Annotated in this window: 21 protein-coding genes and 2 tRNA genes; 13 read left to right on the top strand and 10 right to left on the bottom strand. The window is 62.9% G+C overall.

Annotated elements, in window-relative coordinates; all coding sequences use genetic code 11:
• Positions 1-486 precede the first annotated feature (486 nt).
• From LC490_RS13830 to LC490_RS13775, 12 genes are all read left to right on the top strand, one after another.
• Positions 487-563 (top strand) — tRNA-Arg (locus LC490_RS13830).
• Between the two features lie 527 nt (positions 564-1,090).
• A complete protein-coding gene (locus LC490_RS13825; RefSeq protein ID WP_223620528.1) occupies positions 1,091-3,178 on the top strand; it encodes a DUF11 domain-containing protein in 2,088 nt (695 codons plus the stop codon).
• A 121-nt stretch (positions 3,179-3,299) separates the two neighbouring features.
• Positions 3,300-3,424: transfer RNA gene (locus LC490_RS13820), tRNA-Arg, on the top strand.
• Positions 3,425-3,522: 98 nt separating this feature from the next.
• Positions 3,523-5,055, top strand: a complete 1,533-nt coding sequence (locus LC490_RS13815) for an aldehyde dehydrogenase family protein (protein ID WP_031373777.1) — start codon at positions 3,523-3,525, stop codon at positions 5,053-5,055.
• A gap of 123 nt (positions 5,056-5,178) precedes the next feature.
• Entirely contained in the window at positions 5,179-5,370 is a 192-nt protein-coding gene (locus tag LC490_RS13810) for a hypothetical protein (protein WP_031373778.1), read from the top strand.
• A 157-nt stretch (positions 5,371-5,527) separates the two neighbouring features.
• Positions 5,528-5,749 (top strand): hypothetical protein, encoded by a 222-nt coding sequence (locus LC490_RS13805; RefSeq protein ID WP_223620527.1) that lies wholly within the window; start codon positions 5,528-5,530, stop codon positions 5,747-5,749.
• Between the two features lie 174 nt (positions 5,750-5,923).
• Complete coding sequence (locus LC490_RS13800) at positions 5,924-6,214, top strand: DUF4190 domain-containing protein (RefSeq protein ID WP_223620526.1); 291 nt, start codon at positions 5,924-5,926, stop codon at positions 6,212-6,214.
• Positions 6,215-6,379: 165 nt separating this feature from the next.
• A complete protein-coding gene (locus tag LC490_RS13795) occupies positions 6,380-7,438 on the top strand; it encodes a quinone-dependent dihydroorotate dehydrogenase (RefSeq protein WP_031373781.1) in 1,059 nt (352 codons plus the stop codon).
• A gap of 56 nt (positions 7,439-7,494) precedes the next feature.
• The gene (gene murB / locus LC490_RS13790; RefSeq protein ID WP_223620525.1) at positions 7,495-8,535 is read left to right on the top strand and encodes a UDP-N-acetylmuramate dehydrogenase; all 1,041 of its coding nucleotides are present in this window, start codon (positions 7,495-7,497) and stop codon (positions 8,533-8,535) included.
• 20 nt (positions 8,536-8,555) lie between these two features.
• Positions 8,556-9,443 (top strand): DMT family transporter, encoded by an 888-nt coding sequence (locus LC490_RS13785; RefSeq protein WP_223620686.1) that lies wholly within the window; start codon positions 8,556-8,558, stop codon positions 9,441-9,443.
• 419 nt (positions 9,444-9,862) lie between these two features.
• Entirely contained in the window at positions 9,863-11,266 is a 1,404-nt protein-coding gene (locus LC490_RS13780; RefSeq protein ID WP_031373784.1) for a pectin acetylesterase-family hydrolase, read from the top strand.
• 30 nt (positions 11,267-11,296) lie between these two features.
• Entirely contained in the window at positions 11,297-11,911 is a 615-nt protein-coding gene (locus LC490_RS13775) for a hypothetical protein (protein ID WP_223620524.1), read from the top strand.
• A 30-nt stretch (positions 11,912-11,941) separates the two neighbouring features.
• Here LC490_RS13775 and LC490_RS13770 read toward each other — a convergent pair whose 3' ends face one another.
• Positions 11,942-13,012, bottom strand: coding sequence for a sensor domain-containing diguanylate cyclase (locus LC490_RS13770; RefSeq protein WP_031373786.1), 1,071 nt, complete (start codon positions 13,010-13,012; stop codon positions 11,942-11,944).
• A 346-nt stretch (positions 13,013-13,358) separates the two neighbouring features.
• Between LC490_RS13770 and LC490_RS13765 the strand changes: the two genes are divergently transcribed.
• The gene (locus LC490_RS13765; protein WP_223620523.1) at positions 13,359-13,727 is read left to right on the top strand and encodes a hypothetical protein; all 369 of its coding nucleotides are present in this window, start codon (positions 13,359-13,361) and stop codon (positions 13,725-13,727) included.
• Positions 13,728-13,971: 244 nt separating this feature from the next.
• Here the strand turns inward: LC490_RS13765 and LC490_RS13760 are convergent, their stop codons facing one another.
• From LC490_RS13760 to LC490_RS13720, 9 genes are all read right to left on the bottom strand, one after another.
• Complete coding sequence (locus LC490_RS13760) at positions 13,972-14,310, bottom strand: hypothetical protein (RefSeq protein ID WP_223620522.1); 339 nt, start codon at positions 14,308-14,310, stop codon at positions 13,972-13,974.
• A 326-nt stretch (positions 14,311-14,636) separates the two neighbouring features.
• Positions 14,637-15,164: a hypothetical protein gene (locus LC490_RS13755; RefSeq protein WP_223620521.1), complete on the bottom strand. Its 528-nt coding sequence runs from the start codon at positions 15,162-15,164 to the stop codon at positions 14,637-14,639.
• Between the two features lie 505 nt (positions 15,165-15,669).
• On the bottom strand, positions 15,670-16,038 hold the full coding sequence (locus LC490_RS13750; RefSeq protein WP_223620520.1) for an OmpA family protein: 369 nt from the start codon (positions 16,036-16,038) through the stop codon (positions 15,670-15,672).
• Between the two features lie 138 nt (positions 16,039-16,176).
• Positions 16,177-16,704, bottom strand: a complete 528-nt coding sequence (locus tag LC490_RS13745) for a hypothetical protein (protein WP_223620519.1) — start codon at positions 16,702-16,704, stop codon at positions 16,177-16,179.
• Between the two features lie 387 nt (positions 16,705-17,091).
• On the bottom strand, positions 17,092-17,712 hold the full coding sequence (locus tag LC490_RS13740; protein ID WP_223620518.1) for a hypothetical protein: 621 nt from the start codon (positions 17,710-17,712) through the stop codon (positions 17,092-17,094).
• A complete protein-coding gene (locus tag LC490_RS13735; protein ID WP_223620517.1) occupies positions 17,706-18,167 on the bottom strand; it encodes a hypothetical protein in 462 nt (153 codons plus the stop codon). Before LC490_RS13735 ends, LC490_RS13740 begins: the two co-directional genes overlap by 7 nt.
• A 262-nt stretch (positions 18,168-18,429) precedes the next feature.
• Positions 18,430-18,741 carry a DUF5076 domain-containing protein gene (locus tag LC490_RS13730; protein WP_223620516.1) on the bottom strand — a complete coding sequence of 104 codons (312 nt, stop codon included), beginning with the start codon at positions 18,739-18,741 and terminating at the stop codon, positions 18,430-18,432.
• On the bottom strand, positions 18,734-19,621 hold the full coding sequence (locus LC490_RS13725; RefSeq protein ID WP_223620515.1) for an RHS repeat-associated core domain-containing protein: 888 nt from the start codon (positions 19,619-19,621) through the stop codon (positions 18,734-18,736). The genes LC490_RS13730 and LC490_RS13725 overlap by 8 nt, the downstream gene beginning before the upstream one ends.
• A gap of 15 nt (positions 19,622-19,636) precedes the next feature.
• The gene (locus LC490_RS13720; protein ID WP_223620514.1) at positions 19,637-24,970 is read right to left on the bottom strand and encodes an RHS repeat domain-containing protein; all 5,334 of its coding nucleotides are present in this window, start codon (positions 24,968-24,970) and stop codon (positions 19,637-19,639) included.
• Between the last annotated feature and the right edge of the window lie 229 nt (positions 24,971-25,199).

Raw genomic sequence — 25,199 nt, 5'->3', positions numbered from 1 at the left:
CCCCAAGGCCCGACGAGCGTCCGGTCGAAACCGGTACCCGGAACACAAGCGCCCCTCCCTGAGGCGCTTCGTTGGAAACAGTTAACGCGGAACGAGCCCGTTTGCGGACAACTCGTCACAATAAAAACTGTGCCAAGCGACACATTAATCCAGATGACCCGGATTTTCCGTACCGCTGGTCCGACAACCCCGGACTCGGCTTCACGATGCCGGCCGCGGCACGTTGCAGCCGAGCTTGCCGACTCGGACGCGCCGCTACGCGCGATCGGGCGCGCCGTGGCCTGGCCCCCGCGGGACCAGCCGCCTGCGACGAACCCGGCCGCGAGCGTTGTAGCGCAGCGCGCAAGCACGGCTATGCGGCGTCCCGGCCCAGCCGCCGGACACGGTCGTGGCCGGGCCACGGCCGCCCCGGGTACAATCCTCCGGCTCGCTGCACTCAGGCGCAGCGCGGTCGTAGAGCAGCCGGCTACACCGTGAAATCGCAACGGCCCCGTAGCTCAGCTGGATAGAGCATCCCCCTCCTAAGGGGAAGGTCACACGTTCGAATCGTGTCGGGGTCGCCAACCTAAGGGCTGGGCGAGACAGCAAGCAAGCGCGCGCTTCCAAGTCCCGATGGCTCCGCTCATCGCATTCGACTCGGACTTCACCCGGTCGGGCAACGGCCCGACGGCGGCAAACACGCTGCCGGCACCAATGCGTCACGTCTGCTCGGCCGGCACGAACGACACATCGAACACTCGCCATCTTTGTGCGGTTCGATCCGCCCCGGCCACTTACCTGCCGGCATCGCGCACATAACGTCGAACAGCGCCGTCTTCGGCCAGCGGCCATGAACAAAAAATAAGTGTGATTGCCCTGAATTTGGCGTATTTCTCTACGTACGACGGAACATGCGGCCCTATGCTTGCGCTCTGTCGGAACAACCGACGAACCGCTGGCATCGAGTTGCTACAGCCGTTCTCAGGGGGAAGGTTCCATGCCGAGGTCATCCAGTGCCCTGCTGCCGCCAGGCGCAGCCCTGCTTTCTGTGAGCCGGCGCAGGCCGGGCATACGATTTTCGAGACGCGCCTTCCTCTGCCTGTTTGCGGCGATGTCGGCATTCGGATTCGCCGGCGGTGCTTTCGCGCAAACCAACTGGGTCACCTTGTCGGGCGGTAATCCGGGCATTTTGAACAGCGGCCAGACCGCCACGCGAACCTGGCTGTGGGCGCCCGGTGGAAGCTCTATTACCGGCACGGTCGATATGACCCGCACCGGCGCCGGGCAGGTCTATGGATTCACCGAGAATCATCAAACCACCATTACCGCGAGCGGCTTCGGCGCCCCCGCTTACTCCGACGCATACGCCAACTCTGTCGGCGGCGTGACCGGAATCTTCCACTTCGGTTTCGAGGGCGAATTTCCGCGCGCACCGGACGATGCGCCGCCCGCGGCGGTTTCCACGACCGTCGTCGACTTCAAATTCAACGGCAGCGTCACCTCGCCCGACAACACCATCATTTCGTTATTCGACCCCGGTTCCGGCGATACCGGCGTCACCGGGCCGTTCACTTATAACTTCGATGCCTACTATCAAGGCGTTCCGATCAACACCAGCACCTGGACAGTGACGGTCGTCGACCCGTATCCGCCCACCGGCACGCCGACGAACTACACCTGGAACGCATCCACCGCGACCTACACGCTGTCGTCGTTTCCGTCGGCGACCGGCGGCAACTATCCCGACACGCTGGTTTTCATCGATACCCATAACACCACCTTCGACCGTCTGGTATTGACGGCGGTCGGTCTGGTGACGGACAACCTGGGCGTCGGCTTCGGCTCGGCCAATGTGCCCAACCTGCCGATCACCCTGGGCAAGACCTGGGTCAACGGCAAGAGCGGCGATACCGTCAGCCTGACTCTCGCAGGAGCGGGCGCAGAAAATCCTACCGCCGGCACCTCGACGCCGCCGGCCACGACGACCGCGGCGACCGCGAACGGCTTGCCGAGCCAAACGGTCACCCTCAGCGAAACCTTCACCACCGGCAGCGCGGCGAACTACACCATCACCTGGGAATGCCGGCGCATCTCGAACAACACGCTGGTGGCGAGCGGCACCGGCGCTAGCGGCAGCTTCACCATGCCGACCGACTCGGGCGTCGGCTGCGCGTTCACCAATACCCGCATCGCGCAGCAGATCAATCTGGCCAAGACCTGGCAGAACGCCACAGTCAACAATGCGATTACGGTGACGACGACGGGCGGCACCAACAACCCGACGCTCGCCTCCACTGCGAACACACCGAACGAGACCGATACCGGCGCGGCGGTCACCGTGTATGCCGGCGACAGCGTCGTGCTTCCGGCGGAAGCCTTTTCCAACGGCAGCCAGGCGAACTACCTCACGACGGTCGCCTGCGCCGGCGGCTCCACGCTCGCGTCGGGCGCGACCGGACGCTCGCTGACGATCTCGACCAGCACCACGGCGACCACCTGTACCTACACCAATATCAAGCGACCGGTGATTCGCCTGCAGAAGTCCTTGCCGCTCGGACGCTTCGTTGCCGCCGATCAGTTCGCACTGAGCGTGGCCGGCCCGGGCGCGCCGGCGCCGGTGACGACCACCGGCAGCGGCAGCACCGCCACCGGCACCGTGACGGTGGACCCGGCCACGATCGGCTCGGCCTATACGCTGTCGGAAACGGCGGCGGCCGGCGCCAATCTGGCGAACTACACCACGGCCTGGAACTGCAGCAACGCCTTTTCGGGCGGACAGACGCCCAGCGGCAGCGGCACCAGTTTCAATCTCACTCCGGTAGCCGGCGACGACCTGACCTGCACCTTCGCCAACACCCGCGCACCGCTCGCGGACTTGTCCATCACCAAGACCAACACCCCGGGCGTGAACGGCGACGTCGACCAGGCCAACGACACCTTGATTCAAGGCGCCATCACCACCTACACCATTGTGGTGACCAACAACGGCCCGGACGCGGTGACCGGCGCGGTATTGCGCGATCCGATCGCCGGCCGCAGCGAGCTGATCTGCCCAGGCCCGGCAGCTTGCTCGGGCGCGGGTTGCCCCGCACCCACCCTGACCATCGCGCAACTGGATGCAGGGGTGGCGCTGGCAACCTTGGCGGCGACGGCACCGAACAATCAGGCGACCGTAACCCTGAGCTGCACGGTCCAGTAAGCAAGCCGACCGCCGGATCGACAGCGGCCGGCGCGGCCCGCCGCGCGGCCGTGATCGGCCTAGCCATGCCGGCCATGACGGGCAATCAACATGCAATAACCGGCCATAAGCGCCCGTTACCGGCCGTTGCCGAGCACCGCCGCGGCCCACCGGCTACAATTCGCCGGAGCACCCCACGCTTCGATTGGACGCGGCGCCCCCCTCCTAAGGGGAAGGTCACACGTCCGAATCGTGTCGGGGTCGCCAACCACGCAGCGCCGCTCATGCGCGCTGCCGGCGCCCGCGAGGGCGTCCCCTTTCCGTCTCGCCGCGCCACGGCGCGACCATCACTTGGAGCTTTCGGTATGACCCACCCCGTTCTCGCCGCCCTGGGACTCAAAGACAACGAGTCCGGCACCTACCTCGGTCATGGCGAATGGTCGAAGACCGCCGACGCCGGCGTGCTGGAGCCGATCAATCCCACCGACGGCGAAGTGCTGGCGCGCGTGCAGGCGTCCTCGCAGAGCGATTACGACACCATCGTCGAACGCGCCCAAGCCGCCTTCGCGGTGTGGCGCACCACCCCGGCCCCGCGCCGCGGCGAAGCGATCCGCCTGTGCGCCGACGCGCTGCGCAAGCACAAGGACGCGCTGGGTTCGCTGGTCGCGCTGGAAATGGGCAAGTCCAAGCCGGAAGGCGACGGCGAAGTGCAGGAAATGATCGACATCGGCGATTTCGCCGTCGGCCTGTCGCGCCAGCTGTACGGCCTGACCATGCACTCCGAGCGCCCGGGTCACCGCATGTACGAGCAGTGGCATCCGCTCGGCCTGGTCGGCGTGATCTCGGCGTTCAACTTCCCGGTCGCGGTGTGGGCCTGGAACTCGTTCATCGCGGCGATCTGCGGCGACATCACCATCTGGAAGCCCTCGCCGAAGACCCCGTTGTCGGCGATCGCCTCGATGAAGATCTGCAACGAAGCGCTGCGCGCCGCCGGTTTCCCGGACATCTTCTTCCTGTTCAACGACGCCGGCACCGAGCTGGCCTCGAACTTCGTCGACGACAAGCGCATCGCGCTGGTCAGCTTCACCGGTTCGACCAAGGTCGGCCGCGTGGTCGGCGAGCGCGTCGCGCGCCGCATGGGCCGCTCGCTGCTGGAACTCGGCGGCAACAACGCCATCATCGTCGACGCTTCGGCCGACCTGAAGCTGGCGATCCCGGCGATCGCGTTCGGCGCGGTCGGCACCGCCGGCCAGCGTTGCACCACCACGCGTCGTCTGTTCGTGCACGAGTCGATCCATGACGACGTGCTGGCCAAGCTGGTCGCGGCGTTCAAGCAGGTCGAGAAGAAGATCGGCGACCCGACCGACCCGGCCAACCTGATGGGCCCGCTCAACAGCCGCGATGCGGTGCAGGCCTACCTGGATGCGGTCGAAAAGGCCAAGGCCAGCGGCGGCAAGGTCGAGACCGGCGGCGCGCAGATCGAGCGCAAGGGCAACTTCGTCCTGCCGACCATCGTCACCGGCCTGAGCAACGACGCCGAAGTGGTGCAGACCGAAACCTTCGCGCCGATCCTGTACGTGATGAAGTTCAAAACGCTGGACGAAGCCATCGCGCTGCAGAACGACGTGCCGCAGGGCCTGTCGTCGTCGATCTTCACCGCCAACCTCAAGGCCGCCGAAGCTTTCCTGTCGGCGGCGGGTTCCGACTGCGGCATCGCCAACGTCAACATCGGCACCTCCGGCGCCGAGATCGGCGGCGCGTTCGGCGGCGAGAAGGAAACCGGCGGCGGTCGCGAGTCGGGTTCGGACGCGTGGCGCGCCTACATGCGCCGCCAGACCAACACGATCAACTACTCCGACGCATTGCCGCTGGCGCAGGGCATCAAGTTCGATCTGTAAGCGCGGGCGGCGATGCCGTTCTCCGATCGAACGCCAGGTCCGTTGCCGCCGGGGTATCCCCTGGCGGCAACGGATGCCGCGGGCCAGCCCATCGGTGCAGGCACGCGGGTATGCATTCCCTGTTTGCCCGACTGGTTGATCCACGACCTGCCCGAGCCAGAGGTCGCGGAGCTGCGCCGCTTCGAAGGCCAGTCACTGCCGGTTTTGCGCATCGACGCTTACGGTTACCTGTGGTTCGGCGAGAACTCTCCGCGGTTTTGCCTCAGGCCGGCCGAAGTGTTGGTCGAGCCCATCGATTCCAGCAGCCCGGGCTAGCGCAACGCAGTCCCCGGCAACCACACCGTTTTGTGATCGCAAGCGCAAAAGTCCGTCACACCGGCGATCGCAGACCGCGACGTATTCGGCGTAATCGCCGCGCCGCCGCCCCTAGCATGGGCTCGCCAGATGGACTGGCGACGGTGAAGGACGTCTTGTGGACACACGGAACCGCAGCATCCGCTTAAGCGCACTGGCCTTCGGCGTATTCGGCTTCGCCGCCGCCCTGACCGCCTACGCCGCGCCGCAATGCGAGCACTGCCTGGCCGGCTATTACGCCTGCCGAAGCAACAGCCCCGGCGACACCCAGCCCTGCCTGGAAGCCATGTGGGACTGCGAGACCGCCAGCGGCTGCGCGATGAGCTATCCGCCGGATTGATCTATCGCGGGCATCGGCACGCGCCCGGTACCGGCCATGATCGAACGCGGACCGCGAACGCGCTTTGCGGACCGCTTCGTCTTTGCGTCGTCGCGATAACCCGCGGCGAACATGCCGGCGCGGCGAGCCCGTCGTATGCTGTGACGATATTCACATCACGAGGGAACGTCCCCCATGCAAATGCCTGTCCGCCAGACCAATGTCCTGGCCATCATCAGCCTGATCGCCGGCATCCTCGGCTGGACCCTGCTGCCCCTGGTCGGCAGTCTCGGCGCCATCATCACCGGCCACATGGCGCGCGGCCAGATCCGCCGCGAACCGGACCGCTACGACGGCAACGGCCTGGCTATCGGCGGCCTGATCCTGGGCTGGGGCTCGGTGATCATCGCCCTGCTCAGCCTCATCGTCATCGTGCTGTTCTTCGGCGGCCTGGCCACGATCGTGGCCCTGAGCGGCAACCAATAACCTCGCCTGCGCGATGCGTCCCCGGGCGCATCGCGCAACCGCCGCGCCATCCCGCCGGCTGCGGCCCAGCCCGCCCGCCGCCAACCGCCACACGCCATGCTCGCCCCGAGCCACCCGCTTGGGCGATAATCGGCGTCCCCGTCCCCGAGCGCCCCCGACGACCTCGTGTACAGCCTTGCCCGACCCTTTCTCTTCGGACTGGATGCCGAACGAGCGCACGGCCTAGGCCTGACGGCGCTGGAAACCGCTTATCGCAGCGGCCTCAATCCACTCATGGCGCGGCCGCCCAAGCCGCTGCCGACCAAGGTCTTCGGCCTCAGCTTCCCCAATCCGGTCGGCCTGGCCGCCGGCCTGGACAAGAACGGCGCCCACGTCGACGCCCTGCTCTCGCTGGGTTTCGGCTTCATCGAGATCGGCACCGTCACGCCCAAGCCGCAGGCCGGCAACCCGCGTCCGCGCATGTTCCGCCTGCCCGAACAGCAGGCCGTGATCAATCGCCTGGGCTTCAACAACGACGGCGTCGACGCGCTGGTGCGCAACGTCGCCAAGGCGCGGCGCAAGCGCGGCCTGCTCGGCATCAACATCGGCAAGAACAAGGACACCCCGAACGAGAACGCGGAGAGCGATTACCTCTACTGCCTCGAACGCGTGTATCCGCTGGCCGACTACATCACCGTCAACATCTCCTCGCCCAACACCGCCGGCCTGCGCGAACTGCAGGAGGAGCAGTCGCTGCGCCGCCTGGTCGGCAGCCTGCGCGAGGCGCAGGAGAAATTCGCCGCGCGCGAAGGCCGGCGCGTGCCGATGCTGGTCAAGATCGCGCCCGACCTGTCCGACGACGACATCGAGGCCGCCGGCCGCGTGCTCGGCGAGTTGCAGGTCGACGGCGTCATCGCCACCAACACCACCATCGCGCGCGACGGCGTCGAAGACAGCCCGCATGCGAAGGAAGCCGGCGGCCTGTCCGGGCGCCCGCTGATGAGCCAATCGACCACGGTGCTGCGCAAGATGCGCACGCGCCTGCCGGAAAACATTTCGATGATCGGCGTCGGCGGCATCCTGTCGGGCGCCGACGCGGTCACCAAGATGGCCGCGGGCGCGAGCCTGGTGCAGTGCTATTCGGGGCTGGTCTATCGCGGGCCGGCCCTGGTCCACGAATGCGTCGAAGCGATCCGCCGCCGCAAGGAAGCGCCCAGCCGCGGCAATGTCCCGCCGACGATCTGAGCCCGCCGTCATCCACCCGATTCCCTATCGCAAGCATGATTCGCAGGCATGAGCGCATGAGCCCGAGCGTGCGCGTGCTGCGCGATGCATCCCTGAAAGACCGCAACAGCTTCGGTGTCGCCGCGCGCGCGCCGTGGCTGGTCAGCGTCGACGAGGCCGCGGCCCTGCCCGAGGCGCTGCAACGCCCCGAACTGAGCGACGGCCTGGCCCTGGTGCTCGGCGGCGGCAGCAATCTGCTGTTCGCCGGCGACCCGAGCGGTGCGGTGCTCGAACTCAGCGGCCGCCAGGTGCGCATCGTCGAAGACGACGGCGAACGCGCGATCGTCCGCGCCGATGCCGGCTTGCCCTGGCACGGCTTCGTCATGCAGATGCTGGCGCAAGGCTTCGCCGGCCCCGAAAACCTGGCCCTGATCCCGGGCACGGTCGGTGCCTCGCCGATCCAGAACATCGGCGCCTACGGGGTCGAGGTGCGCGACTTCGTGCACGCAGTCGAAGCCTTCGAGCCGGCGACCGGGCGTTGGTTGCGCTTCGACAACGCGCAATGCCGGTTCGCCTACCGCGACAGCCTGTTCAAGCAATCGCCGGACCGTTACCTGATCAGCGCGGTCGAGTTTTCGCTGTCGCGCGTGCCCGCGCTCAGGCTCGACTACGCCGGCATCGGCGATGAGCTCGCGACGATGGGCGTGCATGCACCGACGCCGCAGGCGGTCGCCGACGCGGTGATCGCGATCCGCCGCCGCAAGCTGCCCGACCCGTCCGTGCTCGGCAACGCCGGCAGCTTCTTCAAGAACCCGATCGTGCCGATCGCGCAAGCAGAAGCCTTGCTGGCCGAGCATCCGTCGATGCCGTCGTTCCGCGGCAACGACGCCGACACGCGCAAGCTGTCGGCGGCCTGGCTGATCGACGGCTGCGGCTGGAAAGGCCATCGCGACGGCGACGCCGGCGTGTCGGCCGCGCATGCGCTGGTCCTGGTCAACCATGGCCGGGCCAGCGGCGTGCAACTGCTCGACCTGGCCCGCCGCATCGCCGCCTCGGTGCAGTCCCGCTACGGGGTCGCGATCGAACCGGAACCGCGCCTGATCGGCGCCACGTGGTGAGCGCCGCGCCGGCGCATCCGATGCGGGCCGCCAGCCTGATGCTGGCCAGCACGATCTCGTTCGGCGTGATGACCATCGCGATCCGTTTCGCTTCGCAATCGCTGCATACCTTCGAGATCGCGTTCTTCCGCAACCTGTTCGGCCTGCTCGCGGTGTTGCCGCTGTTGCTCGGCGCGCAGCGCGCGGAACTGCGTACCCGGCAATTGCCGAAGTATTTCGTGCGCTGCCTGATCGGCATCTGCTCGATGCTCGCCGGCTTCTGGGCCATCGGCCACCTGCCGCTGGCGCAGGCGATTTCGCTGACCTATTCGACGCCGATCTTCGTCACCATCGCCGCAGTGCTGTTCCTGCACGAACAGGTGCGCGCGCGGCGCTGGCTCGCGGTGCTGGCCGGTTTCATCGGCGTGCTGGTGATCGTGCGGCCGGGCTCGGCGGATTTCTCCATCGACAGCCTCGCCGCCCTGCTCGCCGCGGTGCTCGGCGGGGTGATCTCGATCCAGATCAAGCAGCTCTCGCGCATCGACTCGGCCAACACCATCGTCCTCTACACCTATGCGTTCTGGGTGCCGATGTCGTTGGTCCCGGCACTGTTCGTCTGGCAGTGGCCGCAGGGCACGGTGTGGTGGTGGATCATCGCCGCCGGCATCTTCGGCACCGGCGGGCAAGTGCTGTGGACGCACGCGCTCAAACTCGGCGAAGTCTCGGCGCTGACGCCGATCAGCTTCATGCAACTGCCGTTGGTGGCGCTGGCCGGCTGGCTCTGGTTCGGCGAAGGCGTGGACGCCTACACGGTGACCGGCGCGGCGATCATCCTGGCGTCCAACGCCTACATCGCCCATCGCGAAGCGGTGCTGGCGCGGCGCGCGGCGTCGGCCGCGGCGACGGCGGGGGCCGTGCCGGGAGAGTGAGTTGCTGCGCCTGGTCGTAGCGTTTGTAGGGTCGCCGGTCAGGCGGGGCCTCACGATCTGGCGCAAATCCCCTCTGCCCCCCTTTGCAAAGGGGGAACAGCACGGTGGCTTTGAAGGCACGAACGCTCCTGGTGGCTCATACCAGCGATGCATCGACTCCGCGTGTTGCAGCGCACGAAGGCGCCGACCGCACTCGGCGATTCCGTGATCGGGGTCCGGGCATTAGCGGACAGGCGCGGCCGCATTAGCGGTCAATCTGCGCAGATCGGGTCCGGCGCACGCCGGCGCGATTGACGCGGCCGTACGGCGGGCGATATCCAGACGCGGCAGTACGGAGGGGAACCGGCCTCGCGCACGCCCTAGCGCGCGCCGGTAACGCGACCCGCTCCTCCCTTCATGACGATCCAAGGAGAGAGATCATGGCACTGAGCCGTCACGTGGCCGTCGCCCTTCTGGGCGGCGCCGTCGCCTTGTCCAGCCTGCCCTCGCATGCCGAGCAAGGCGATTACGGTTTCTTCGAAACCATCCGCAACCTGTTCTCGCCGCCCAAGGCCGACAACAAAGTCCAGCCGGCGCAACGCAGCGGGCAGTACCCGCTGCTCAGTCGCGACGCCGCACGCGCCGACGGCTTCGACCCCGGCGCCTACTACCAGTGGCAGACGGTGCAGTTGCCCGCCGAGACCGGCGCAGTCTGCGGCAACGGTTCGCCGTACAAGATCTTCGTCAACCGCGTGCCCGACACCACCAACACCATCATCTACATGGAAGGCGGCGGCGCCTGCTGGGACTATGCGAGCTGCTCGGGCCAGGGCGGCGTGCGCGGCGCGCGCAATCCCAACGGCGTGCCCGACGACTACATGAAGCTGCTCAATCCCGGCGCGAGCCTGGTCAGTCCGTTCGTGACCCGGGTCAGCCCGTTCGACGGGGTCAAGACCCAGGGCTGGAACATGGTCTACGTGCCCTATTGCACCGGCGACCTCTACGGCGGCGACAAGGTCGCGGTCTACGACGACCCGACCGGGCAAGCGCAACCGCTGGTCTGGCACCACAACGGCCTGCGCAATTCGCGCGCGCTGACCGCCTGGCTGAAGGACAACCTGCCGCGGCCCGGGCAGATGCTCAGCACCGGCTGCAGCGCCGGCGGCGCCGGCAGCCTGATCAACTACGACCCGCTGCGCCGCGATCTGTCGCCGAGCCGCGCCTTTCTGATCGACGACTCCGGCCCGATCTTCCCGACCCCGCGCAACGGCAACCCGGCGCAATATCCCTCGCAGCCGTTGATGGCGCATATCCGCGGCGCCTGGGGCCTGGACGCGCCGAACGGCCCGCTGGCCTATCTCGCCAGCGGCCTGCCGCAGCTCGACCTCGACGAACTCGGTTCGATCTACCCCGCACTCGCCAACAAGCACGGCAGCGACCGGCTCGGCGCGACCCACTTCTGGCAGGACCTGAATTACTCGTCGTACTCCTACGAGCGCTTCCACGCCGACATCCAATCGGCGCCGAACCAGGCCGCGAAAGAAACCCTGATCCACGCCAAATGGGCTTCCGACACCCAACGCCTGTCGGACCGCCTCAACGGCCTGGACAACTTCGGCGGTTACTTCCCGCAATACCGCGCCTTGAACGAAAGCCATTGCACGACCATCGTCGATTTCAAGAACGGCGACGTGCAGGAGCAGAGCCTCGAGCTGAAGCACTTCATCGACAGCGTGCTCGACGGCAGCGGCAAGGTGCGCGACGCTTCCGAGCAGAACGACAGCCGCGACAAGGCCAAGCCGTTCAACCTGCTGTACTGGCTGGTCGACCAGTTGCTGGCCTGACCGGCTCACACCTGATAGAAGCAGGCACCGATGCGCACGACCCTCTTATGGGTGCTCACCCTGACCGCCGCGGCCATCGCCGCGGCGGTCGGCGGCGGCTGGCTGCCGCTGTCCAAGGCGAAAGCCGATACGGTAGCGGCCAGCAACGCTCAGGGCACGGGCGCGCCGTCGCAGATGCAGGCCCTGCTGGCGACACCGCAGGCCCGCGACTACCGCCAGCGCCAACAGTTCCAGCGCGATGCGCAGCGCTTCTTCCGCGATGCGCGCAACCTGGGGCCGGTCGCACGCAGCCAGCGCGCGCAAGTGTTGGAGCGCAAGATCGATGCCTATGAGAACGCCGGCGAACTCTCCGCCGGCGAAACCATGCTGCTGCGGGTCGGGCTGATCCAGGCCACGGTCGTCGACCCCGCCGAACAGGCGGCGCAGGTCGAAGCGCTCGCCCAGCGTTACCGCGCCGAGGCCGCGCGCCGTAATGCGCAGTGGCAAGACCAGCAACAGCGAGACCCGCGTTTCCGGGACTACAAGCAGCGCGAACGCGACGTGGTCGCCGAAGTCCTGGCGATGCAGCGCATCCCCGGCGGGCTCAGCCGCGACGAGTACCTGCGCCAGCGCCTGCAGGCCGAACGCGAACAGGCCTATCGTTAGCCGTGCTGCTATCGGTTGGCGGCAACGCGCTCAATCGCCTTCCGCCACCGCCACACGATTGCGCCCGCCGCGCTTGGCCGCGTACAAGGCCTGGTCGGCGCGCGCGAACGTGGCCGCCGTGTCCTCGCCGGCGCGGTGCGTGGCCAGGCCGATGCTGATGGTCAGCGGCAACCCGACCGGCAGATTCGCGACCGCCTCGCGCACGTACTCGCATTGCAGCTGCGCTTGCGCCTGACCGCACTCGAACATCATCAGGAACTCCTCGCCGCCGTAGCGCGCCACCCCGCCCGGCGCGGCCGCGTACAGACGCAAGGCCTCGGCGACCGCCAGCAGGACACGGTCGCCTTCGGGGTGGCCGTGGACGTCGTTGATGGTCTTGAAGTGGTCGATGTCGAGCACGGCGACGTGCAGCGCGGCCGGCGCCTGCTGCCGCGCCAGCGCCTGTTCCAGCGCCAGCGCGAACGCGCGCCGGTTCGGCAGGCCGGTCAGCGGATCGGTGCGGGTCAGCGCAGTCAGATCGGCGTTGCTGGCTTCGAGCTCGGCCTGGTACTGCAGCAGCTTCTGCTCGTACCAATCGCTCTCTTGCAACTGCCGTGCCAAAGCGTGGCTGACCCGGCGCAATTCGAGCAGGCGCGAGGTCTGGGTCGACAAGGCCTGCAAAGCGACGTACTGGTGTTGGCGTAACTCGCGCGGCTGGCGGTCGATCACGCACAGCGTGCCCAGCGCCTCGCCGCCGGGCGTCACCAGCGGCGCCCCGGCATAGAAGCGGATGTTCGGGTCGTCGACGACCAGCGGGCTGTCGGCGAAACGCGCATCGTTGTGCGTGTCCGGCACCACCATGGTCCGGTTCGGCTCGAGGATAGCGTGGGCACAGAACGCCAGCTCGCGCGGTGTCTCGCTCGCGGCCAGGCCGATGCGCGCCTTGAACCACTGCCGGTCGGCGTCGACCAGGCTGACCAAGGCGGTCGGCACATCGCAGATCGCGGCCGCGATCGCGACCAGATCGTCGAAATCCTTTTCCGGGGCGGTGTCGAGGATGTCGTAGCTGCGCAACGCCGCCAGGCGCGCGGCTTCGTTGGCGGGTATCTCGGGTTTCTGCACGACTCGGTTTCCAGGCGTCGGAGCTGTCGAACCCCATCCCCTGTCATGGCTTCCGACCTGTCGAGTCTAGCAAGGCCTCGCCGCCGCCGGATCTGACCAGAGCACGGACCAGAGCACGGATCGGGCAGGCCGCCCTGCCCCGGAACCCGCGTCATGCGCAAGTGCAGGACCGCTCCGAACCCCGTTTCGCCGACCACCGTCACGGCCATTGCGCGATGCCGTACTTCCAAGCGATGGCACTGCTTGCAATGTCGGCCCGCTAGAATCGAACCTGCCGTGCAGACGCGCCAGCGGCCTGCGAACGACAACCTGGAACGACCGCACCCATCGCCACAGAGAGGGCCACGTGCAAGTGGAAACGAACGATTACGTCGAACTCAAGAGCGAGATCCTCGACGGCATGCGCAGCTACATGGAAGAGCTCAAGGAAGACGGCAGCGACGCGGGTTACACCGCCCAGGACATCGACGACTGCGAAGGGATCATCGATCGTTTCCTCGACGCCATCGCCCACGCCGCCGGCGACAACGCCCGCGCCAGCGGCGCGGTCAAGGACACCGTGCTCGCCCTCAACGCCCTCAACGCGCGCTGCGGCCACAGCCTGATCGAAACCGACCAGCGCGAAGGTCTGTGCGAACTGATCATCGGCGTCGCCGCGACCGCCGGCGTCGGCTCGGGCCAGGACGACATCACCGAGGAATGGCGCGAGTGGTGAGGCTTGTCGGCTCCTGATAGTCGCCATTCCGGCGGCATCTCATGCATTCGGAGCGTAGAACGCGAGCCGTTCTACCTCCAGCTTGGGCGCATGCATCGCCCCTCCAGGCAAAGCTCATAGCATTCGCAGCACAGGCCTCGCTGCGCTAGGGCGGGATGATCTCAGTCTTTCTAATGCCCTGCCTGATATTTGTCTTGCCGAAATTGCACTTACCGCGATACTGAATCGATCTACCGCCGTAGCTTTAGACAATCGACGAGCGGCCACCTATTTCGATCAATGCCGTTTCCTGGCCAGCCGGACAATTCGACGGAACCGCGTCGCGCAAGTGCTGGACTACAGGCCCCATCAGGCGGGCGCAGTTCCCTCCACACTGACGCCTGATCAAGAGCGTGGATTGCTCCTTAATCTCGTCGCGCGTGTACGAGTATTCCCCCGTGCGCGACACGTAGTAGACCGAGACCGAACTCGATTCGCGCAACTCTTTTGAAAGCTCAGCGGAAGCCGCACGACCGGCATCGCCCGCCTGTTGGGAACCCGCAATAGTCAGGAAAAGTGCGGACAAGCTCGTTGCAGTCAGCATCGCTTTACGCTCGTTGGCTCACAAGTATTAGCGGTCCGGCAGAGTAATCGGCGACAACGCCGCGATAAAAGACACCACGTTCGCGTTTAACGCCCATAACGCTCGCTACAGCTCCCGCCTGATCGAAACCAACCGAAAACCTGCGCGAACTTATCGACGGCGGCGCCACGACCGCCGACGTGGACTCGGGCCTGAATGATATCGCCAAGGAATGGCAGGAGTGGCGCGACTGGCCATTGCGTGATGTCAATTTTCCGAGAGCCGTGCCTTGCGTCAGAGCCGAGCGCCGGCAAGCGCAGCCATGACCAACTTGTGCATTCCGGCCTCTATTTACGGGCCTTTTCGCTACCACCACATGAAGAACGATGACATCGTTTCTTCATGCCAATGGAAGTTCCAAAGCGCTTTATGAAATTCGGCTCAAGCAGGCCAACCGCATATGCGTCGCCGCGGTCGGACGCCACCACTGGACCGTCAAACGAAATCAGCCGATAAAACTCGTTGAAGGGAAAAACCAACAACACAGCATCCGGCTCGAAAACTATGTCGCCGCCCGGATGTTTATTAGCCGCCACAAGATACCGATTCGATAGCAGCAACGGCGCGTCCCCACAAGCCTTGACGTCACTCTTTTCAAGCCGCCCCTTCGTAACCTCGGTCACTCTAATAATGTAATAGGAACGCCGATCTTCATAACCCGCGCAAGGCCCGACCCCTGACCCAACAACTGCGCCAAAGAATATATATTCCGATTCTGCAAAAACCTCCTCCAGGGGCCGGACATCACCTCCCTCTTGAGCAAAGCCACTCCCAAAAAAAATGAGCCAAAGAACAAAAAACGATATGATTCGCATGGCCAATTATCCTCCCCCGGCCTGTCGCCGTATGGCTCGTTGCGGGTTACAGCTCCGTCGAAATCAATTGGCATGAAAGCCAGAACTAACTCAATGACGGCATCTCGGTGATCACCCGCATAGGACTCGGGCCAGAACGACGTTCGTATGGACAAGTCCAGACAGGCAGCTTCCAAACACTCTCTTTCGTCAGCAAACCCTATGACCTCGGCGCCGAGTCCCTGCGTTTCTTTCAAGGCACCAGAATTTTCTTTCAAAAGCCTGATCTGCTCCGAACTTGGTTCCCTTAAAGAATCGACAAGCAAGTCATCCGCCAATGGACGGCCGACCTTAAATTCGACCCTATTGAATTCAAAAGAAGTAGCGCGAACATCTCCTGGCCCAAACCCAATTTATTTTACCGGCGTTGTACAACAGGCCAAAAACATCAGAACAGCCATCGCAACATCGCGACGCATGTTAAGCCCCCAACAAAAATGATTTTGTCATACTTATACAGGCGTAGTCAGTCGACGCTGACATTTATCTCGACGCGCCGATTTTTCTCCCGCCCCTCATCCGTACCGTTGTCAGCGATTGGCATCTCACTGCCATGGCCGACAGGAGGCTTTAGTGATGCGGGCGCTATACCGTTAGAAATCAGCCAATCGTATACCAGCCTCGCCCTTCGAATAGACAGATCTCGACATTGATTATCGATGCACTCAATATCATCCGTGAAACCAAGCACCTCAAACTTCACGTGAGAGTAGTCCTTTATTATCTTCGCGTCTCGCTTCAGCGCACTTAAGAAGTACTCCTTCGGGTCTCCCAATATTGACTCGAGGCTTTCGCTGCCTTTGGGATGACCGGACTTGATCTCGACAGCGGTCATCTCCAAACCGGAATGCAGGGTCGCTGCCTCTTGACGATAGCTCTCATTCAATGAAGCGCATGAGACAAGCATTAACGCCAGAAGAGCAGAACAACAAACCTCTCGGAGAGCAGTCACCCTCATCATCTAAAGGCCTCACTATCGATTCGAACTTTTCCTCAGCATGAAGCCAATTAACTCTCGGCTCCATACACCATCTTTCGGGCAACGTTGCCCACCAGACTTAACTGGATAGCAAGGACGGAAGCTGGACAGCAATTCAGCGACCTTTGCCCGATCGCTCACCTCAGCTTCTAATGAAATGTGGGTCGCCGATTTTGAACGCGCCTTAGGTAAAATGTAAGTTTCAGACACTTCGCCGTCCTTCGCGGCCCCCATCTTCAACACCCACCCCGGCACTTTCCTTTTAATCAACAGCTCGTCGCTTTCAATCCTCTGCGGGGCACCTCCGACATAAACTGTCGCTACCGCGAGCCCTCCTTTCCTCACGGTATAGAGATGGAAATCAGACGGAATGGAATAGTCTAGCGACATCCCTCTTGGGAGCCTGAAACATACGTCCGCATTGAACACTGTGCACGGATATTTCGACAGATCTGCCGCATGAGCCTGCAAAGCAGGCGACATAAACAGCACGATCAATAGAAATAAAATATTACCCTTCATATTAATCGCCCTCGCTGCGGTAGACATTGGATTTACTACCTCATCACCGCTGGCATATTTCCATCCTTTAGCACCCGGGCACGACACTCATAATATTATTTCCGTAGGGATTCTTCGTTTGGGCTCTTCTGTCGCACTTATCATTAGCGCCCGCCAAATGGCGCACCTCATGAAGGCACCACCATTCCCACATAACGATCATTGCCCCCCTAAAACAACATTACTGGACCCATCTTTCTCGAAGAAAGCACATCAGTTACAGGCCAGCCACTTAATAATTTCGGTAGAGCACGAAACTCGGAAGCACTCAACACCGTCGAACGAGAAGCCTGACCAACGATCTAATAACAAAGAAACTCGCAAATACAGCCTGCCGCATACAGTGAATCAGTCGTCCAGCATCCTCAAGAACGGGACTGCAAAGCCTTCAAAGTAAGCGCAATGGCCCTGCAAGAACTCTTCAACGAACGAACGCGCCTCTTCCTTACGCCCCATCAAATACAAACAAGACGCCACCCGTTCCGGATAAGCGCCAAGCATCGACACACGCTCTCTCAGCAGAGGAAGTAACCGCTCATAGGTACCGATTGACAGGGCATATGACAAACCTATATCCGAATACAAACATGCCAACCGATTTGCTTCTGCAGCAATATCAGTATGGCGTGTAAATTCAAACACCGGCTCATGCGGCACGAGCTCCCCCATATGTATGGCATAGGTGGCGTGACCTCGACTGTACTTAACTGCATTCCTTCCCAGATCTAAACGGGTCCAGAATTTCTCCACCTGAACAACATGCACACCAACGAACGGATTGATTCCGACTCGCTCTTTCTCTAAGCCCGAATTCAGGCCTACCCAGCAATGAAAGCCGCCTTCCATGGGCCAATCCACGCCCTCTTTCCGAAAGCGCGTGAACCCAGCCAGCGCAAGCGCGTCGTAGCACTTAAGGAGCACGACCTTCTTGAAATCAGCGTCACAAGGTTCAATCGGATTCTTTAGCATCGTTTCACATCGCAGCACTTCATTACGGTGGGCTTTCCAGGAATTAGGCCTGCATTTTTTGCGTTCTGACCTCTTGGAGTTACCGGCCGACCCGCATCAATGTCCGCTTTTACCGCTTTTTTCCCTGGACTTAGTTGGGCTTCGCCGCTCTTCACCTCCACAACGCCTTTATCGTTTGTGACGATATCGGTGACGCTACGCTTGCCCGTACTGGATTCCAGTGTGACTCGCTGACCAGCGACTTTCCCGCCGAGTTCTTTAGCAACCGCTTGCTCTGCTTTAGCACCCTGCCTCACATTGTCGGCAAGCCTAGCGGCTTTTATAGCGGTACCCGCACCACCGAGCACGCCTGGAACAAACGTGGCAGCCGCATCGACAATCAAACCACCTGCATCAACAGCAGCCCCAACATAGTTTCTGGCCGCTACATTCTTGCCAAGACTAGCCACTTCCATTACGACGTTGGCTCAGGCCCGCAACTCATGCTTGCCGAGAACTTAGCTTGCGCCTTGGGCCATCCCACTTAACTTGGCCCCATGCATTCGTCGATGGAATCCAATCGACCCCAAGGCCTTCGCTCATGCCTCAATGGGGCGCGTCCTTGGTGCGGACAACTCTGCCCTGAGCACTATGACATCTCACGCATTCAGTTCTTGGGCACGCGCTTTAGGGCTAACCCCACATCGCACGTGCACAGCCGAGTTAAGCACCAAGACATCAATGCTTAGCCAAGAAATCTCCTTTTACTTTTGTCGTGGGCTTCGCCATCTCCTCATTGAAACGTTTACATATAGCGAGGAGCGCAACGTCATGGCTTCTCCCGTAGCCTACTTCCAATGCATCAGCCAAATGGCGGGCTATATCAGCGAGAATCATGCCCCATGCTTTTTCTTCAGGTATAGACATGGTCTCTTCATACATTCCAACCTTCATCGAGCAATGAAGCCCTTTTTTTGCGATCCATACGCGCAGCATCTCAACTGAATCACTATCTTCAAGCGCAACAGGCGGAATAGGCTGCTCATTCATTGTTTTTCCCCGGATCTCTAATGTGCGGTATGCCTCGATCATCCCATTTTCCAGCAGCCACTTCATCCCGACGATTGTCTAGAGCTTCCTTTCCGCCTCGCTCGTTCATCCCCTTCTGCTCGGCATCTTGCCGTCTGGTCCGATCGCCTTTTGGATACGAGCCTATTTTTTCCGCTCCAGAGCGGTCACGACCGTCCTTAGCCGTCTTTGCCCGTTTTTCAAGGTCATCGGCTGAGCCTACGTATGGCTTTCCTGACCTAGTCTTCTGCCCATCGACACAGTAGATACAGCCTTCATCACTCTCTGCCGTGCCTGGCTCGGGTTTGGTCTCTGACGATTCATTCCTCTGAGTTAGATTCCGGATGAATTGAACAACCGCCCTTGCCTGTTGCTCCTTTTGCTCTGGCGTAGTGCTAGCTTGCCATGTGAAAACGATAGCCGCCCCCACTATCGCTGCAGGAACAGCGACCTCTGCCAGCACAATGATTCTGCCATCCGCATCTCTGAACTTGTATGGATTATTTCCGGCATAGCAATAACGGCAGAAATTCCAAGCAGTTACGGAGTTTACGGTTACAGGGTCTGTCGAGAGAAACACTCCGATACTTGGGTCGTAGTATCGCTGCTGCATATACGACAAGCCGGTCGCTGCATCGCTGACGTGGCCGGTGTAGCCTGGACCATCCTGCATCGGTCGATTCAGCAGCACCCCATACGGCTCGTACTCGCTGCGCTCAACAACATTCTGATTAACGTCCGTCACGGCCACCGGGCTGCCGAGCGCATCCGTATGGATGTATTCGACTACGGTTTCCGCTTGCACCCCAAGCGAGGCGAAGCTCAGCAAGGCCGCTGCGACGAGGTTCGAGATCCATTTCATGTCATCGCTCTCCGTTCAGTCCATGGCTTCGGTTCGGCGCGTTGCCGGGTATGGCGGACTCGACCAGGCCGAGCAGCCACCGGAGCCGCAGGCGCGGACGGCGTAGTTGTAGGCACAGTACTGGCCGCTGGAACTGGACTGGATTTGAGTGGCCGCTCCGCTATACAACACCGCGCCGGTATCGGTGGACTGAAGTTGGTAGCTGCTGGCCTTGGCCACTGCCCCCCAACGGATCGTGCAGGTATCCATCACGATCTTGCCGCGCAGCGTATTGCGCAGCCAATCCGCCAAGCTGATCGCCGGCGTGCCCGGCGGATGGTCGATGCTGATGAATCCGGGCTGGGAGTACGGGCCGCAGCCGGCAGCGTTGCATCCGCGCACGCGGTAGCCGCGGGTGCCATCCGGCCGCCCCCAGATCGTCGCGCCGCCGGTGTTCTCCTGATAGATCAGGGTCCAGGTACCACCGCCAGCGCTCTCTTCGAGCTGGTAGGTCGTTGCCGTGTCGACGCCGTTCCAGCCGACCCAGAAGGTGCCGTTGTTGCTACTGGCCGGAACGCTGATCCCCGGCGCGGCCGTCGGCGGGCCGATGACGTAAACGTTGGCATCGCCGGACGTGGGGCCGCAGCCCGCGGCATTGCAGGCGCGCACTCGGTACGAATAGGTGCCGGTGGAACCGCCGTAGACAGTGCGACTGGTCGCTGCGCCGTCCTGGATCAGCGCCCACCCCTGCCCCAGCGCGTTCTGCTCCAGCTGATAGTTGCCAGCACCCGCGACGCTGCTCCAGCTGACATTGAAGCTGCCTTGGTTGCTCTGCGCCGGCGCCGAGATCGAGGGTGCCGTGGCTGGTGGATAGACGACCTGGACCGCACTTTCGGCCGAGTACGGCCCGCATCCGGTGGGATTGCAGCCTTTCGCTCGATAGCGGTAGCTGCCCGCCGCCTTGCCGGCGAACGCCTTCGATAGCCCGGTACCGCTGTAGGCGGTGGTCCATGACCCGACGTCCGCGCTTTCTTCCAGTATGTAATCGGTGGCGCCTCCGACGCTGCTCCAACCGACGCTGTATTGGCCGTTGAGCGCGGTGCCCGGCGCGGACAAGGTCGGCGCCGAAGATGGCGGACGTTGCAGTACGACGGTCGCGACCGCACTCCAACCACCACAGCCCACCGCGTTGCAGGCCCGGACCCGATAACCATAGCTGCCGTCGGCTCGCCCGGACAGCGTCCGGCTGCGGTCCGCGCCGCTATAGATCCCTTGCCAGGACCCGCCGTTGGCTTGCTCTTGAAGCTCGTAACTGCCCTGGGCCGAGGTCAGGCTCCAGCTCACCTCGAAATTGCTCTGCGCGACGAAACTCGGCGCCATCAACACAGGCACGTCGGGTGCGACCGGGGTGCTGGCACGAGCGACCAGGCTGCCGTTGAGCTGAATGTAGGCGATGTCCTTCTCTTTGCGGAAGTCGCGCTGGTAACGCAGCACGCCATCCTGGCCGTACATCGAGACGATGCCGCCCAAGGTGGGACTGGTCGCCAGTACCCGCCTGCCATGGCCGTCGTAACGATACGTCTCGGCACCGACGGCTTCGCGCAAACGATTGCCGAAATCGAACTTGAACTGCTGGCCGTTCTTGTTATCCAGATTGCCTTGGACGTCGTAGCCCAGCCCGATCACGGATTGACCGGTGCTGGTCAGCTTGACGTTGGTCAGGTGATTGGAGCCATCGTAGTAATAGGTATGACTGCGCCCCGCGACGTCGACCGTGCGCAGGTTGTCCAACACATCGTATCCATAGCTGGCCGAGCCGAACATGGCCGAGCTCGCTGCGGTCAGCCGATCCACGCCATCGTAGGTCATGCTGCGGTTGCCTCGGGCGCCCGGCAAACCGTCGCTGATGGCGGCCACATTGCCGTTGGCGTCGTAGTCGTAACTGTCGTCGTGGACGACGGCGTTGCCGGCGTCGCGACTGCGCTCGGCAAGCCCTCGAAGGTTCTGCTCCAGCGTGTGGACGATCCCGTTGCCGTACGTGAAGCGAGACATGCCGCCATTGGCGAAGTAAGTCACGCCCGTTGCGTAGGTTCCGGCCTGTTTTGGCTGCCCCAAGGCATTGACGGCGTAGGCGACCGTCTGCCCATTGGGATAGGTGTGCGAATCCAGATTGCCCTCGTTGCTGTACGCCAGACCGATGGCCCAATCGATGCCGTCGAATTGCAAGCGTTCGCGGGTCAAGAAGCGGCGCTTGTTGTACTCGTAGCTATTGGTGACCGAAGCCGCGCCGCTGCTGTTGTTGGTGACGATCTGCCTCACCTGGCCATCCGGGTAGTAGTCCCACCACTGATTGCCGCGGCCGTCCGGGAATGCGAGGGTCTTGACGCGGTTGCGGCTGTCGTAGCTGCGAGTGACGGCCCGGCCGGAGGCCAGAGCCTCGTCGCGGTTGCAGCTGTTCGTCGCAGGCGCCGCCACGCCGGCCGCCGACCAGGCCACATTGTTGGCGGCGTCGTAGTCCACGACGGTGGCGCCGGTTTCCGGCTCGATCGATTTGCACAGGCGCTTGCGGTCGTCGTACACGTACTGGCGAACCGCCTGCACGCTTCCGTCCGAGTTCCTGCGTTTGATGCTATCGATCGCGCCGAACAGATCGCGATGAAGTTCGGTGGCGATCCCCTCGCCTTGCACGACACCGACCGGCACGTCGTAGGCAGGCTGGTCGTACGCCTGGAACAGCGTGACGGTCTGTTGCTGGCGCGGATTGGTCGTGCGCGTCGTCAACTGGGCCAGATACTCGGTACGGGTGGTCAACTGACCGAGCTCGCTGTCCTGCTTGATCAGCACGACGCGCCCGAGGGCGTCGTATTCGGTGTGCGTGCCCTGCGCGGGCCCGGCTCCCCAGTCCAGTCCCGGGTAGCTCGTGAAAGTCGGCCGCCCCTTCTCGTCGTAGCGCGCCGCGGTCATGCGTATGGTGCCGAACAGATCGGCGCCGTCCCATTCATGGGTCAGTACCGGCCGCCATAGCGCATCGAGAAAGACGTTCTTCGCCCGATTCCCGGTGACGGTACTCTGCATCCAATGGCCGGGCGGCAGACCGTACTCGGCCATATCCCGGCGCGACAAGGTGATGTTGGTGGGGTACCAGGCGTTCGAGTCCGCACCCGGATAGGTGATCGATGTCAGCCGCCCCCCTGGGTCGTAGGAATAGGCGGTAGTGAACGCGTTCTCGTCGGTAACCGAGCTGATCCAGCCGTTATCGTCGACCACCGCGGATTCGCTGGTCTGGTCGGGATATTGGATCGATTGCGGCAGTCCCCGCTTCCAGCCGCTCAAAGAGACCGCGTTGCTGCGCCCGTCCCTGACCTCGGCCAGCGTTCCGTCCGCATGATAGGCATAGCTTTCGACCAGCCGGCCGAAGGTCAGTCTTTGAATCGCTTGGGCGTTGTCGTTATAGCGCGTCTCCGACATCACCCAGCCGGTGTCGGCGTTGCTCTCGCTCTTGACCTGACCGAGCACCCATAGCGCCAGATCATCGTGATACGCGGTCGTATCGCTGCGGCTGCGGTCGCTCAAGGTGCCGGAAGCCCACTTGCTAACGCTGAGGGGACGGACCAAGGCATCGAAGCTGTTGAAGCTGCGACTGAAGGTGGCGCCGTCCTGCGTGGTTACAACCGACTTCAAGGGTCGATTGGCATTGGGAAGCCGGTCGGAGTACTCGTCGCCGTTCGAGCCCATCCAGTCGGGAAACGGCTGACTCGCCGCCTCTGCGTCGGAAAGGTAATTGTTCTGGACGACCTTGTAGATCACCCCGGCTTTGCGGGTGACGACGGTGAACAGCTGCCCTTCGTTGATGTCCCGGTCGCGGCCGAAGGTGTGTACGTTCTGCGTACCATCCGGCTCTGTCACCGTCACCGTCTTGTAGTTCGGCGCCGACGGTGCGTACTTGGCGTTCCAACCCGGCCCGATGTCCCAGCGCGATTCGTCCTGGGTCTCGTAGCCCTCGCCCAAGCCGTCATAAGAATAGGTATAGACCTGCTCGGCAACACCGGGGCCGGAAATATGTTTCTCGACCAGCGACCAGGTGTCGTGATGGGTGGAGTAACGATTGCGCTGGCTGTTTCCTTCGTCGTTTCCGGTCTCGCACAGGTAGGGAACACTGGTCCGGCCGTGCCGCATGCCTTTGAAAACGTACTCCGCTACCGCACCCGACGGATGAGTGATCCTGGCTCGCGAAGTCGTATCTTTCAAGATAGCCCCGGGCGAGCACGGAACGTTCTTCTTCGGGTAGGTCTGATTGGTATCCGGGTTCAACAGATACTCGGCCACGTCCAGGCGATGCGTATTGAACTGCGCCGGCCCGTCGTACTTCCATTCGGTCCCATCCGGGTTCTGGACGTTGCCGCCATAGCCATAGGGATAGGTGAACGTCCAACGCCGGCCGTTCACGGTCGCGGTGAGGATATTGGTCTGGAAGTTCCCGGTGAATAAATACGGCGCCGGGTCCGTATAGGTCATGCTGATCTCGCGACCGTCGCTGGCATAGATACGCTTGGGATGATCGAGCTCCCATTCGTACTTGACCCAGTTACCGAAGCGGTCTTCGATCTTGCTGACGTAGAGCTTGAGCTTGTATCGATGGAGCAGTGCGTTGGGAACGTTGTAGCCCCACGGATGGGTGATCGACGAATAACGCCGATAGACCAACCAGTCGAAGGTGTATTTCGTGCCGTCCGGCGCATAGCCGATCAGTCCCTTGCCGGGACCGTTCTGCACGCTGGGCAATTCGGAGAAGAACCACCCGTCCTTGGTGGCATAGGTGTAGTTGATCGAATTCACCGGTTTGACGCGCTTCGGGTCCGCCGGGATGCTCAGCAAGTCCCCACCGCCGCCGCCATCGATGGTGAGCCGGTTGCCGCTCCAGAACATCGAGCGGTCGAACTCGACATAGCCGTTGTTGACGTTCGCGGGTACCGGCACCCAGCCATTCTGCTGAGAGCTCTTGCTCTCGTGGACAGCGCCGACATAAGGGATGTCGAGGTCCCAGTTGCCATTGAGCTGTCCCTGGGCGATGTCGTGCGGGTCGTAGAAAATACCCAGCGCCACGCGCAACCCGCTGTTTCCGGGCACAGCGACCAGATCGTGGCTGAAGCGGACGGTGCCGTTGAAGAGGCTGACCTTGTCGCCGAACGCTTCGTCGCCCAGCGGCGACACGTTCTCGGTAGAACGAACCCGCTTGGCGTATTCGTTAGGCCAATCGGTTCCTTGGGCCCGTACCGAACCGAGCGCCAGCGCCAGTCCGAAAAACGCCATCCAGGCCAAGGCGCGCCGCAACCATTGATTGCGATCGGTAGTTCCGTTTGAAGTTCTCATGGTTCATCCGTGCCAGTCAGCCGTTGCAGCTGAAACCTTCGATGCGGGCAACCTTGTCCGCTTCCCGTCGCAATCTTTCTTCGTATGAAATGTGCTTTGCAAGCCTTCGAAATACGGCAGGAAACAGACGATGAATTCGTTGAATATGAATGCGCAGATGGCACATCTATCGGCGCTCAACGGTCGGCAGTCGATAGCTGACGAAGGCGAGAAAACAGAAGCGGCCGAT

The sequence above is a fragment of the Lysobacter sp. ESA13C genome (assembly GCF_019970005.1).
Taxonomy (GTDB): domain Bacteria; phylum Pseudomonadota; class Gammaproteobacteria; order Xanthomonadales; family Xanthomonadaceae; genus Lysobacter; species Lysobacter antibioticus_B.
The sequence above is the reverse complement of the archived record's forward strand: the minus strand, read 5'-3'. Positions and strand labels throughout refer to the sequence as shown.